Source organism: Aestuariivirga sp. (genome assembly GCF_047602625.1).
GTDB lineage: Bacteria > Pseudomonadota > Alphaproteobacteria > Rhizobiales > Aestuariivirgaceae > Aestuariivirga.
Window position 1 is genome coordinate 2,175,314 of sequence record NZ_JASGGV010000002.1, and the last position, 12,866, is coordinate 2,188,179.

Consider the following 12,866-nt stretch of genomic DNA (forward strand, 5'->3'; position numbering starts at 1 on the left):
TGACCTGCGCGTCACGTGAGGCCGCCCGATTTTTCGACAAATGACACAACTTCGTCCACGCCCTTCAGCCGCAGCAGATCGGTGAAGACGAAAGGCCGCGATCCCCGCTGCGCTTTGGCATCGCGTTCCATCACATCGAGATCGGCCATGACATGCGGCGCGAGGTCTGCCTTGTTGATGATGAGCAGGTCAGATTTCGTAATGGCGGGGCCGCCCTTGCGCGGAATTTTCTCGCCCTGGCACACCGAGATCACGTAGAGCGAAATATCCGCGAGATCGGGCGAGAAGGTGGCGGCCAGATTGTCGCCGCCCGATTCGATGAAGATCACATCCAGGCCGGGATGGCGCTTCACCATCTCGTCCACCGCCGCGAGATTGATCGAGGCATCCTCGCGGATGGCGGTGTGCGGGCAGCCGCCGGTTTCAACGCCCATGATGCGGTCTTCCGGCAAAGCCTGCAGCCGGTTGAGGATCAGCGCATCCTCCTTGGTGTAAATGTCATTGGTGATGGCGGCGACGGAATATTTCTCCCGCATCGCCTTGCACAGCTTTTCGGTGAGCGTCGTCTTGCCGGAACCAACCGGCCCGCCGATGCCGACGCGTAAAGGCCCATGGCTCATGTGCGGAACACCCGTGAAGTTTGCGTCTCATGCCGCATCGCCGCCGCATCGGCGAAAAGCGTGATGCTGCCAAGATCATCCAGCGTTGAGGAAGCCGCGCGCTCAGCCGTTGCTGAGATCACCGGCATGAGATCGCGCAACACCTCGAGCCCCGCCGTCTGCCCGATCGGCACCAGCCGCACGGCCACGGAGGTGAGCGCGGCGCAGAAGGCCTGCAGAAACGCCAGCAGCGCGTTCTCCTTTGGAATACCCATCGCATGGCAGGCCACGCCAGCCGCGATGGGATAGGCGATTTCGTCCTCTCCATTGCCCTTCTCCCCTTGCGGGAGAAGGTGCCCGGAGGGCGGATGAGGGGTCGCGCTGATACCTGCCGCCCGCCCCCTCATCCGTCTCGCGCTAACGCGCGATCCACCTTCACCCGCGATGGGAGAGGGCAGAAATACACCCACCGCAATCGAAAATGCCCGCCCCAACTGCGCCGTTTCCAAGTGGCGTTCGCGCGATGAAGCGAGCGCCAGCGCGAGTTCGTTCAACTCCCGTGCATCATCTTCCCAGCAATGGGAAAACAGCACCACATCGTTCCACCCCGACCCGCGGGTGACGAGATCGGAAATCCATTGTTCAAGATCATCCGCTGACTGAACAATATGGTCTTCAATCGCCCATTCAAGCCCGTGGCTATAGGCAAACTGCCCCGTTGGAAAAGCGGGCGACATCCAGTTGAGGAGAAGCAGGAGCTGTCGCGCCTCAATGACCATGGGCATGATAAGCTCCATGTTCCGGCGTGAAGCGTTCGCGCACGGGCTTCACGGCTGCTCCAAGTCCCTCCAGCATGCGGGCGATCACCACGTCCTGCCGGATAAGGATGCGATCATCCCCGATTTGCGCGGCCAGATGCCGGTTGCCGATATGCCAGGCGATCTGAGCCAGATGCTGCGCATCATGCCCGCGCACCTCCATCAAATCCTCGTCCGCCGCCACCACCTCGGCAACGCGGCCGTCTTCCAGCACCAAACGGTCGCCATGCTGAAGCTTCACAGGCTCCGCGAAATCGATCAGCACATCGTTTCCGCCTTCAAGCGTGATCCGCTTGCGGCGGAGATGGCGCTCATCGGCGTCGAGAACCACGCGGTCAAAGAGCGTATCTTCCGGCAAGGCCGCACGGCGGAAGGATGTGACGCGCGCCGCCATCAGAACAGGAAATAGCGCTGCGCCATGGGCAGCACATCGGCAGGTTCGCAGGTGAGAAGTTCACCGTCCGCCCGCACCTCATAGGTTTCGGGATCGACGTCGATCTTGGGCGTGGCGCCGTTATGGATCATCGATGCCTTGGAAATGCCGCCCCGCGTGTTTTCCACCGCCACCATTTTCTTGTTCACACCCAGCTTTTTGTCGAGATCGGCGTCAAGCGCCGCCTGGCTCACGAAGGTGATTGCGGAATTGGTGCGGAGCTTGCCGAAGCTCGCGAACATCGGCCGGTAGTGCACGGGCTGCGGCGTCGGGATCGAGGCATTGGGATCGCCCATGGGGGCTGCCGCGATGGAGCCGCCGAGCAGCACCATTTCCGGCTTCACGCCGAAGAAGGCGGGATTCCACAGCACGAGGTCGGCGCGCTTGCCCACCTCGATGGACCCCACCTCATGCGAGAGCCCATGCGCGATGGCGGGATTGATGGTGTATTTGGCGATATAGCGCTTGACGCGCGCATTATCCGCCGTCCCGTCTCCGGGAAGCGATCCACGCTGCACCTTCATCTTGTGGGCGGTCTGCCAGCAGCGGATGATGATTTCGCCCACGCGCCCCATCGCCTGGCTGTCGGAGGAAATCATCGAGAAGGCGCCCATGTCGTGCAGGATGTCTTCCGCCGCGATTGTTTCCTTGCGGATGCGGCTTTCGGCAAAGGCAATGTCTTCCGGAATCTGCGTGCTCAGATGATGGCACACCATCAGCATGTCGAGATGCTCGGCCACCGTGTTCACCGTATAGGGCCGGGTCGGGTTGGTGGAGGACGGCAGCACATTGGGAAGCGAGGCCACGCGGATGATGTCGGGCGCGTGGCCGCCGCCCGCACCCTCGGTGTGGAAGGTGTGAATGGTGCGCCCCTTGAAGGCGGCGATCGAGGCTTCCACGAAGCCTGACTCGTTCAACGTATCGGTGTGGATCGCCACCTGCACGTCATGCGCGTCCGCCACGGCAAGGCAATTGTCGATTGCCGCCGGCGTCGTGCCCCAGTCTTCATGCAGCTTGAGGCCGCAAGCCCCGGCGAGGATCATTTCTTCCAGCGCCTGCGGAAGAGAGGAATTGCCCTTGCCCATGAAGCCGAGGTTCATCGGGAAGGCATCCGCTGCCTCGATCATCCGCATGGTGTGCCAAGCGCCCGTGCAGGTGGTGGCGAGCGTGCCGTGTGCGGGGCCGGTGCCGCCGCCCAGCATGGTGGTGACGCCCGAATAGAGCGCCTCCTCGATCTGTTGCGGGGCGATGAAATGAATATGACTGTCGATGCCGCCGGCAGTGAGGATTTTTCCCTCGCCCGCGATGATTTCCGTCGATGGCCCGATGATGAGCGTCACGCCCGGCTGGGTGTCGGGGTTACCGGCCTTGCCGATGGCGGAGATGCGCCCGTCGCGCAGGCCAACGTCTGCTTTATAGATTCCGGAATGATCGACGATCAGCGCATTGGTGATGACCGTGTCGAGCGCGCCGGCGGCGCGGCTCATCTGCGACTGGCCCATGCCGTCGCGGATCACCTTGCCGCCGCCGAACTTCACCTCTTCGCCGTAGAGGGTGAAGTCCTTCTCCACTTCGATGAAAAGGTCAGTGTCGGCCAAGCGCACGCGGTCACCCACCGTCGGGCCATACATCTGGGCGTAGATGGCGCGGGAGATTTTTGCCATCAGAGCGCCCCCATGATCTTCTGCTGAAAGCCATAGACACGGCGGAGGCCGCCCAAGGGCACCAGCGTCACCTCGCGGCGCTGTCCCGGCTCGAAACGCACGGCGGTGCCTGCCGCGATGTCGAGCCGCATGCCGCGCGCCTTTGCACGGTCGAAGGCCAGCGCCTCGTTGGTTTCGAAGAAATGATAGTGCGAGCCCACCTGCACCGGACGGTCGCCGGTGTTGGCCACCTCCAGCGTGACGCGCGGAGCGCCCGCATTCAGTTCGATCTCGCCGTCCTGTGTGATGACTTCGCCGGGGATCATGGCTTCACCTGATGGGATGATGGACGGTGACGAGTTTGGTGCCATCGGGGAAGGTCGCCTCCACCTGCACGTCATGGATCATTTCGGCCACGCCTGGCATCACCTGATGGCGGGTGACGACGTAGGCTGCTTCCTCCATGAGATCGGCCACGGCGCGGCCATCGCGTGCGCCCTCCACCACGAAATCGGTGATGAGGGCGATGGCCTCCGGATGGTTCAGCTTCACGCCGCGCTCCAGTCTCCGGCGCGCCACGATGGCCGCCATGGCCACCAGCAGCTTGTCTTTTTCACGCGGTGTAAGCTGCATGAATTTTCCTCAGAATGACCAAACACCGGGCAATCCCGCAGGCCGAGCAAGCGCCGAGAGCGCCGGAATCAGGGCCTTGCGAAGATCGAAACCATCCCGTGCGAGAAGCCTTGCAACCAGCTTGCCAGTCCAGGCACTGGCGCTCCCGGCCTCTCCCACGTTTGCACATAACTGATCGAGATGGCGTTCGGCATCGTCAGCGACGAGAACCACAGTGGCGAAGGCGCGCGCTCCGTTGAGCGTGGCGGCGGAAGCGGGCGGCGGGCCGGAAAAGGCAAGGTCATCTGCGAAGGCCAGCCTGCCGTTCCGGCGGATGCGCCAGCGGTCTCGGAAGGAAACATTCCGCACCGTTTCGCCGCTCGCCTCGCGGCCAAGGATCACGCTTTCTACCGCCAGCAATTCCGCGCCTTCATCGAGATCGGCGGTGATGGTGCGGGCAATGGATGAGCCATCGAACAGGATGGTTTCCTGCGGCAGCCAATGAAGGTGCGCACCCTTTCCGGCATGCAGCGTTACCGAGACGCGCGCTGCATCGCCCAGCGACCGGTAGGCGCGCTCCGCCGCCTGCGTGGTGACGGTCAGCTGCGCCCCGTCCCCCGCCGCGATGTCAAAAGCAAACTCATCGCCGCCCGCAAGGCCGCCGCCGGTGTTGATGAGAATGGCCTCGCGCGAGCCGCGCGGCAGCCGCACCTTGGCCGACCCCGCCTCGCGGATGCGCTCGACGCCATGCATCCCCATGCGCAGCGCCACGGACCCCCGCGCGCGCTGATGCTGGATGGCGGCGCGCGGCGTCACACGATTTTCTTGTAGGCCGACAGCGTGAGGAAGGTCTCGAAATTCTTCGACGTCGACATGATCTTGAAGAGGGCAATCGCCTCTTTGAAGCGGCCCTTGTCATAGAGGGCGGGCGTCACTTCCTCGCGCACCCGCACCATTTCTTCTGCCAGACAATCGTCGAAGAATTTGCGCGTCACCTTCTTGCCGTTCTCGAGCTTCGCGCCGAAGCGCAGCCACTGCCAGATCTGCGAGCGCGAGATTTCAGCGGTCGCCGCATCTTCCATCAGATTGTAGATCGGAACAGCGCCACGCCCGCGAAGCCAGGCTTCGATATATTGCACGCCAACGCGGATGTTTTCGCGGAAGCCTTCTTCGGTTTTCGATCCTTGATGGAGTTCCAGAAGCTCCTTCTGCCCCACCTGCACGTCCTCGCGCGTGACATAGAGCTGGTTGGGCGTCGGCATCATGTCGTTGAAGACCGTCATGGCGACCGGAACAAGATCGGGATGCGCCACCCATGTACCGTCATGGCCGTTCCGCGCCTCGCGCTCCTTGTCGGCCTTCACCTTGTCGAGGGCGATCTCATTCGCCTCCGGATCCTTGCGGTTGGGAATCTGCGCCGCCATGCCGCCCATGGCGAAGCAGCCGCGGCGGTGGCAGGTCTTGACGAGCAGAGCGGAGTAGGCCGCGAGAAACGCCTTGGACATGACGACCTGCGCGCGGTCGGGCAGCACATAGGCCTTGTTGTTCTTGAGCGTCTTGATGAAGGAGAAAATATAATCCCAGCGCCCGCAATTGAGCCCCGCCATGTGATCGCGGAGCTCGAAGATGATCTCGTCCATCTCGAAGGCGGCGGGCAATGTTTCGATCAGCACCGTGGCCTTGATGGTGCCGAGCGGCAGGCCAAGCAGGCTTTGCGCCAGCACGAAGGCCTGATTCCATAACCGCGCCTCGAGATGGCTCTCCATCTTGGGCAGGTAAAAGTAAGGCCCCGAACGCTTGGCGAGCGAAGTTTTTGCATTGTGAAAAACATAGAGGCCGAAATCGAACAGCGCGCCAGACATCGCCTTGCCGTCAACCTTCACATGGGCCTCGTCCAGGTGCCAGCCGCGCGGGCGCACCATCAGAACCGCGGGCTTCTGGCCCAGCGCATAGCGCTTGCCGCTTGCGGGGTCTGTAAACTCCATGTCGCTGGTCCAGCGGTCCATGAGGTTGATCTGTCCCTGGATCATGTTGTCCCAGGTCGGCGAATTCGAATCCTCGAAATCGGTCATGAACACGCGGGCACCCGAGTTCAGCGCATTGATCACCATCTTGCGGTCGGTCGGCCCGGTGATCTCCACCCGCCGGTCCTGAATGTCGGCGGGGATGGGAGCGACTTTCCAGTCACCGGCGCGGATCGCCGCCGTCTCGGGCAGGAAATCGGGAAGTGCCCCCTTGTCAAAGGCCTTGGCGCGCGCCACGCGCCGAGCCAGCAGCGCCTGCCGCTCGGCTTCAAAGGCGCGGTGCAGCGTGGCGAGGAAGGCCAGGGCTTCGGGGCTCAGCACGCGGGCATAGCCGGGTTTCGATTTGCCGGTGATCGTCATGCCCTTGGGCAGCTTCGCCATGTCAGATGGTCTCCGTCGTTGCAAGTTTGTCTGGAATAGGCCCGCCATAGGCCCAGTCAAGCAGTTCAACCGTATGCAGGATGGGCACGCCGAGCTTGGGCGCCAGCTGCGCCATGCAGCCGATGTTGCCGGTGGCGACCGCTTGCGGCTGCGTGGTGGCAATGTTGGCGAGCTTGCGGTCCCGCAGGCGGGAGGCGATGTCGGGCTGCAGGATGTTGTAAGTGCCCGCCGAGCCGCAGCACAGATGGCCCTCCGGCACTTCCGACACGGTGAAGCCCGCGCGGCGCAGAAGTGACAAGGGCTGCCGGGTGATTTTCTGCCCGTGCTGCATCGAGCAGGCAGAATGATAGGTGAGGCGCAGCGTCTGCGCGCCTTGCGGCAGCTCGAGCGTGTCGAGAAATTCTGTGATGTCCTTTGCCTTGGCCGCGATGGCTTTCGCCTTCTCGGCATAGGCCGGATCGAGCCGGAGCATGTGGCCGTAGTCTTTCACCGTCGTCCCGCAGCCCGATGCGGTGATGATGACGGCCTCGACATTGGCGTCCGTCCACTGATCGACGGAGCGGCGCGCCCGCGTCAGCGCGTCATGCTCTTTGCCCATGTGATGGGTGAGCGATCCGCAGCAGGATTCTTCCCCCGACACGACAACCTCGAAGCCCAGCCGCGTGAGCAGGCGGATGGTGGCAGCGTTGATGGCGGGATCCAGTACGCTCTGCACGCAGCCCATCAGCAGCGCCACGCGGCCCCGCGCCTTGCCCTCCGCCGCGTAGGTGCCGGGTGCGCCGAAGCGTTCCGGGCGCGGCAGGTCAGGCGGCACGAGCGATGAGAGCGCATTCACGCGCTTGCCCAACAGCCCGGCAAAAGGTTTGCCCAGCCTGGCGCCGATCAGCGACAGGCGGAACAGCGATGGCCTTGGCATCACAAAAGCCAGAACGCCGCGCAGCAGGCGCTCGAACAGGGGCCGCGTGTAGGTTTCTTCCACATGCGCGCGCGCCTCGTCGATCAGGTGCATGTAGTTCACGCCCGAGGGGCAGGTGGTCATGCAGGAGAGGCAGGAGAGGCAGCGGTCGATATGCCTCACGGTTTCGGGCTTCGCGGCCTCGCCCGATTCCAGCATGTTCTTGATGAGGTAGATGCGGCCCCGCGGGCTGTCGAGTTCGTCACCCAGCAGCACATAGGTGGGGCAGGTGGCGGTGCAGAACCCGCAATGCACGCATTTGCGCAGGATCGTGTTGGACTCTGCGATGCGCGGCAGGCTGAGCTGTTCGGCGGTAAAATTGGTTTGCATCAGCGGGACCTGTCCATGCGGCCGGGATTGAGCAGGCCTTGCGGGTCGAACGACGCCTTGACGCGCGCCGCCAGTGCGGAGAGTGCGGGGGCCTGCGGCTGGAAGACATCGACGTTCGCGCGGATGCCGGGTTCGGCGCGCACCAGCGTCGCATGGCCGGAGGTCAGCGCGCCCCGCACCAGCGCCGCATGCGCATCCTCCGTGGATGGAAGATCGAGCCAGATCAGCCCGCCCGCCCAGTCATAGAACCAGCGCGCATCGGCCTTGGCGGCAATCCCGGCCACGATGGCGGGGGCTTCGGACGGCGTGACGGAGAGCCGCCACATCTGCCGGGGGTCCTTGAAAATCTCGACATCGCGGATCGCAAGCCATCGCGCGCATGATGCTTCCGCATCAATCACCTGCGTGCGCGATGGCATGATCGCCAGCAATTCCTCGCGCCGCTTGTTCACCGAAGGCAAAACGCCTTCCAGCCGCAGCAGCGTGCCCTGGCCCGGCACATGCGCGGCGGCTGAAACCTCGAACGGCGACTGCATGGCAAGGCTCATCGCCTTGACAGCCTCCGCATCGGACAGGCCCTCGATCAGCAGGCTCTGTTCCGTCTCGGGCGCGGGCAGCACCTTCACGATCACCGAGGTCATGGCCATCAGCGTGCCGTAGCTGCCGGTGATGAGCTTGGGGAGATCATAGCCGGTGACATTCTTGACGACGCGCGCACCTGCCTTGACGATGTCACCGCGCCCCGTCACGCCGGAGACGCCGAGAATATGATCGCGCGCTGCTCCGGCCTTCAGGCGGCGTGGCCCTGAGAGATTGCAGGCGATGACGCCGCCCAGCGATCCGCAGTCCGTGCCGAGGAGATGCGAAAGATCGGGCGGTTCGAAGGCCAGTTGCTGCCCGCGCGCCTTGAGCAGCGCATCGATCTCGCGCATCGGCGTGGCAGGACCGGCTTCGAGGATCAGCTCTTCCGGCTCATAGGCGATGATGCCGGAAAAGGCGGAAAGATCGAGCGTATGAGCCGCCTGTACCGGGCGGCCAAGCCCGCGCTTGCTGGCAAGGCCCACGAGTTCGAACGGCCCCGTTGCTTGCGCAATCATATCAGCCAGCTCTTGCGGCGTTGAAGGCGTGAGATGCGCCATCAGAATCTCGGAATGTCCGGAAAGGGCAACGCGCCCGCCTTCACATGCATGCGGCCCAGTTCGGCGCAGCGGTGAAGCGTGGGGAACACCTTGCCGGGATTGAGCAGGCCCTCATCGTCGAAGGCGCATTTCAGGCGCTGCTGCTGCGCGAGGTCGATTTCCGAAAACATTTCCGGCATCAGGTCGCGCTTCTCGATGCCAACGCCGTGTTCGCCCGTCAGCACGCCGCCCACCCGCACGCAGAGTTTGAGAATATCGGCGCCGAATCGCTCGGCGCGGTCGAGCTCATCCGCCTGGTTGGCGTCATAGAGAATGAGCGGATGCAGGTTGCCGTCTCCGGCGTGAAAGACATTGGCCACCCGGAGGCCGTAGAATTTGGAAAGCTCCTCCATGCCGGCCAGAACCTCCGGCAGGCATTTGCGCGGGATGGTGCCGTCCATGCAGAGATAGTCGGGCGAAATGCGCCCCACCGCCGGAAAGGCAGCCTTCCGCCCGGCCCAGAACAGCAGCCGCTCGGCTTCCGATTGCGAGACGCGGAGCGTGGTTGAGCCATTCTTCGCGGCGATGGCCGAGACCGCTTCGATCAGATGATCGACCTCGACCTTGTGCCCGTCGAGTTCGACGATCAGCAGCGCCTCGACATCGCGCGGGTAACCCGCATTGACGAAATCCTCCGCCGCATGGATGGCGGGCCGGTCCATCATTTCCATGCCGCCGGGAATGATGCCGGCCGAAATGATGTCGGCCACGCATTGCCCTGCCTGCTCGCTGGAGGGAAAGCCGACCAGCACGGCGCGCGCTGTCTCGGGTTTTTGCAATATGCGCACCGTCACCTCGGTGACCACGCCGAGCAGGCCTTCCGAACCGGTCATTACACCCAAAAGGTCATAGCCCTCGCTGTCGAGATGCTTGCCGCCCAGCCGGATCACCTCGCCGGTGATCAGCACCATTTCGATGCCCAGCACATTATTGGCGGTGAGGCCGTATTTCAGGCAATGCACGCCGCCGGAATTCTCCGCCACATTGCCGCCGATGGTGCAGGCGATCTGCGAGGAGGGATCGGGCGCGTAATAGAAGCCCTTCGATTCGACCGCTTTGGTGATGGCGAGATTGGTCACCCCCGGCTGCACCACGGCGCAGCGGTTGGCATAGTCGATCTCCAGCACGCGGTTGAACTTGCCCATGCCCAGCAGGATGCCATCGGCCAGCGGCAGCGCGCCGCCGGAAAGCGAGGTGCCGGCACCGCGCGGCACGATCTTGATCTTCTCGCGATGCGCGTATTCGAGGACCGCCGAAACCTCCGCCGTGGTGGAGGGCAGCACCACCGCCAAGGGCATCTGCCGGTAGGCGGTGAGTCCGTCGGTTTCATAGGCACGCATTTCGGCGGGCGTCTCGATCACCCCCTCGCCCGCTACGATCTGCCGCAGTGCCGTGACGATCTCCCGCCTGCGGGCAAGGGTGTTCTCGTCGGGAACAGGCATGGTGAGCATTGATGTCGCAGTCCGGTTGCAGCGCAGAAGGCGTATGGTTTCCGGCAACGATACGGGCGGCACAGCCGCTTGGCAACTTTGGATGATCGGAGACGGAGAATGAAGAAGTCACTGGTGTTGGGAATGATGGCGCTCGCCCTGATGAGCGCCGGGGCGCGGGCCGATGGCGACGCCACGAAAGGCCAGTCGCTGGCCCGCCAATGTCAGGCCTGCCATTCGATGACCGACGCCACCAACAAGGTCGGCCCCAGCCTTCTGGGCGTCTATGGACGGCAGGCCGCCGCTGTGGAAGGCTATGCCTATTCCGATGCCATGAAGGCCTTCGGCGCAACGGGGGCGAAATGGGACGACGCCAACCTCGACAAATATCTGCAAAGCCCGATGGCCTTCATTCCCGGCATCCGCATGGCCTTTGCCGGCCTGAAGAAGCCCGACCAGCGCGCCGACGTCATCGCCTATCTGAAAACGCTCAAGTAGCGCTGCTCAGCCTCGCCTGCCTCGCAGGCCTTTCGCTTACCGCCAAGGCCTGCGGCGATGGCGAGACGGTGCTGTTCGGCTGCGCAACCACGAACGAACAGCGCTTCGTCGGCATCTGCGGTGTCACCGACGAACAGGGCAACACCACCGGCCTTCGCTATGTCTACAGGACCGAGCGCGGCGAGGAACTGTCCTATCCTGAAAACCCGGCGGACTCGCGGAAGCTCCTGTTCTTCTCGCACCGCTTCAAGGCGCATCTCTATGAAGCGAATGTGCGCTTCATGCGCGGCGGCTACACCTATCATGTCTTCTTCCGCGACAATCCGCCCAGCACCGAACCCGATACGGTGACAGGGCCGGATGCGGGTGTGGAGGTGACCGCCAGAAGCGGCAAGCGCGTGGCCCTGATCGAATGCGGCGAACGGCCTGCCTCCTATTTCGATGAGATACGGCGCCTCTCGGCCTGCGATATCAGGAATCCATTGGGTGAGAAGGCCTGCGCCCAAGATGCGCCGGAAGTGCCGTGACGCTGCAGAACCGCGTCGATCCCTGGGGCGCGATCCATGCCGTGCCGGAACGCGGCACGCTGATGGGCAATCGCGGCGGGAAATTTCATCGCGGTGACAAGACGCTGGGCACACGCCGCTGGGCCAGCCGGCACTGGATTGCCTGTGAACTCCACTGGAAAGACCAGCACCACGACCCGATGGGTGATGGCTACACATCGCTGTTCTTCCTTGATGAGGTGACGGCGCTGGCGGCGGGCCACCGCCCCTGCTTCTTTTGCCGCCGCGCCGAAGCGAAAGCGTTTCTCGCAGGCGAAAAAGTCGAAAGCTTCGACAGGCGGCTTCATGCCGAGCGCCTGGCGCCCCGCGGGACGGAAACCTTGGGCGGCCTTCCCGATGGCGTGATGGTGGAGCGCGATGGCCATGCCTTGGCACTCCTGAAGGGCAGGCTGCTGCGCTGGAGCTTTGGCGGCTATGCCGGCGCCATTCCCTGCAATGCCTCCCTGCGCGGAAGGGTTTTGACAGCGCCGTCAATCATCGCCATTTTGCGCCTGGGCTATCAACCGCGCTGGCACGAGTCGGCGCTTAAACTTTAAATGGGGGCGATACATGAAACTTCTGCGTTACGGTCCGAAGGGCAAGGAAAAGCCGGGCCTCGTCGACGGCAATGGCAAGATCCGCGATCTCTCAAGCATCGTGCCCGACATCGCGGGCGAGGCGATTTCGCCCAAAGGGCTGGCGCGGCTGCGCAAGATCAAGCCGGAATCGCTACCCCTCGTGCGCGGCAATCCCCGGATCGGCGCCTGCATCGCCAACCCGCAGAAGTTCATCGCCATCGGCCTCAACTATTCCGACCATGCCGCGGAATCGGGCCTGACCGTGCCGCCCGAGCCCATCCTCTTCACCAAGCACGTGAGCTGCATCTCCGGCCCCAATGACGTGGTGACGCTGCCGCCCAAGTCGAAGAAATCCGACTGGGAGGTGGAGCTTGGCGTCATCATCGGCACCAAGGCCAAGAACATCAAGAAGAAAGACGCCATGGCCCATGTGGCGGGCTACTGCACAGTCAACGACCTGTCGGAACGCGAATTCCAGATCGAGCGCTCCGGCCAGTGGACAAAGGGCAAGAGCTACGACACCTTCGGCCCCATAGGTCCCTGGCTGGTGACCACCGACGAGATCAAGGATCCGCAGAAGCTCAAGATGTGGCTCGATCTCAATGGCGAGCGCGTGCAGGATGGCTCCACCGCCACCATGGTCTATGGCGTGGCGCATATCGTCGCTTATCTCTCGGAATTCTTCACCTTGATGCCGGGCGACATCATCACCACCGGCACGCCCCCCGGCGTCGGCATGGGCATGAAGCCGCCCCGCTACCTCAAACCCGGCGACACCATGCGCATCGGCATTGAAGGCCTGGGCGAACAGCATCAGGCTGTGGTGCGGGACAAGTGATGTA

The 12,866-nt window shown here is 63.5% G+C and carries 15 protein-coding genes; 4 read left to right on the plus strand and 11 right to left on the minus strand.

Annotated elements, in window-relative coordinates:
* Positions 1-11: 11 nt before the first annotated feature.
* Genes ureG through QM694_RS15820 form a run of 11 tightly spaced genes read right to left on the minus strand, consistent with a single transcriptional unit; the run spans position 12 to position 10,424 of the window.
* Entirely contained in the window at positions 12-620 is a 609-nt protein-coding gene (gene ureG / locus QM694_RS15770) for an urease accessory protein UreG (protein WP_415007875.1), read from the minus strand.
* Positions 617-1,384 carry an urease accessory protein UreF gene (locus tag QM694_RS15775; RefSeq protein WP_415007876.1) on the minus strand — a complete coding sequence of 256 codons (768 nt, stop codon included), beginning with the start codon at positions 1,382-1,384 and terminating at the stop codon, positions 617-619. Before QM694_RS15775 ends, ureG begins: the two co-directional genes overlap by 4 nt.
* On the minus strand, positions 1,368-1,811 hold the full coding sequence (locus tag QM694_RS15780) for an urease accessory protein UreE (protein ID WP_415007877.1): 444 nt from the start codon (positions 1,809-1,811) through the stop codon (positions 1,368-1,370). Before QM694_RS15780 ends, QM694_RS15775 begins: the two co-directional genes overlap by 17 nt.
* Entirely contained in the window at positions 1,811-3,517 is a 1,707-nt protein-coding gene (gene ureC, locus QM694_RS15785) for an urease subunit alpha (RefSeq protein WP_415008646.1), read from the minus strand. The genes QM694_RS15780 and ureC overlap by 1 nt, the downstream gene beginning before the upstream one ends.
* Positions 3,514-3,819, minus strand: a complete 306-nt coding sequence (locus QM694_RS15790) for an urease subunit beta (protein WP_415007878.1) — start codon at positions 3,817-3,819, stop codon at positions 3,514-3,516. Before QM694_RS15790 ends, ureC begins: the two co-directional genes overlap by 4 nt.
* A gap of 4 nt (positions 3,820-3,823) precedes the next feature.
* The gene (locus QM694_RS15795) at positions 3,824-4,126 is read right to left on the minus strand and encodes an urease subunit gamma (RefSeq protein WP_415007879.1); all 303 of its coding nucleotides are present in this window, start codon (positions 4,124-4,126) and stop codon (positions 3,824-3,826) included.
* A gap of 9 nt (positions 4,127-4,135) precedes the next feature.
* Positions 4,136-4,921: an urease accessory protein UreD gene (locus tag QM694_RS15800; RefSeq protein ID WP_415007880.1), complete on the minus strand. Its 786-nt coding sequence runs from the start codon at positions 4,919-4,921 to the stop codon at positions 4,136-4,138.
* Complete coding sequence (aceB, locus tag QM694_RS15805; RefSeq protein ID WP_415007881.1) at positions 4,918-6,510, minus strand: malate synthase A; 1,593 nt, start codon at positions 6,508-6,510, stop codon at positions 4,918-4,920. The genes QM694_RS15800 and aceB overlap by 4 nt, the downstream gene beginning before the upstream one ends.
* A 1-nt stretch (position 6,511) precedes the next feature.
* Positions 6,512-7,795 (minus strand): glycolate oxidase subunit GlcF, encoded by a 1,284-nt coding sequence (glcF, locus tag QM694_RS15810; protein WP_415007882.1) that lies wholly within the window; start codon positions 7,793-7,795, stop codon positions 6,512-6,514.
* The gene (locus tag QM694_RS15815; RefSeq protein ID WP_415007883.1) at positions 7,795-8,934 is read right to left on the minus strand and encodes an FAD-binding protein; all 1,140 of its coding nucleotides are present in this window, start codon (positions 8,932-8,934) and stop codon (positions 7,795-7,797) included. The genes glcF and QM694_RS15815 overlap by 1 nt, the downstream gene beginning before the upstream one ends.
* Positions 8,934-10,424: an FAD-linked oxidase C-terminal domain-containing protein gene (locus QM694_RS15820; RefSeq protein ID WP_415007884.1), complete on the minus strand. Its 1,491-nt coding sequence runs from the start codon at positions 10,422-10,424 to the stop codon at positions 8,934-8,936. Before QM694_RS15820 ends, QM694_RS15815 begins: the two co-directional genes overlap by 1 nt.
* A gap of 99 nt (positions 10,425-10,523) precedes the next feature.
* On the opposite strand from QM694_RS15820, the gene QM694_RS15825 reads away from it, so the two are divergent.
* From QM694_RS15825 to QM694_RS15840, 4 genes are all read left to right on the plus strand, one after another.
* Complete coding sequence (locus QM694_RS15825) at positions 10,524-10,901, plus strand: c-type cytochrome (RefSeq protein WP_415007885.1); 378 nt, start codon at positions 10,524-10,526, stop codon at positions 10,899-10,901.
* A 68-nt stretch (positions 10,902-10,969) separates the two neighbouring features.
* Entirely contained in the window at positions 10,970-11,428 is a 459-nt protein-coding gene (locus QM694_RS15830) for a hypothetical protein (RefSeq protein WP_415007886.1), read from the plus strand.
* Positions 11,425-12,003 carry a hypothetical protein gene (locus QM694_RS15835; protein WP_415007887.1) on the plus strand — a complete coding sequence of 193 codons (579 nt, stop codon included), beginning with the start codon at positions 11,425-11,427 and terminating at the stop codon, positions 12,001-12,003. The genes QM694_RS15830 and QM694_RS15835 overlap by 4 nt, the downstream gene beginning before the upstream one ends.
* 13 nt (positions 12,004-12,016) lie before the next feature.
* On the plus strand, positions 12,017-12,862 hold the full coding sequence (locus QM694_RS15840) for a fumarylacetoacetate hydrolase family protein (protein ID WP_415007888.1): 846 nt from the start codon (positions 12,017-12,019) through the stop codon (positions 12,860-12,862).
* Positions 12,863-12,866: the final 4 nt, after the last annotated feature.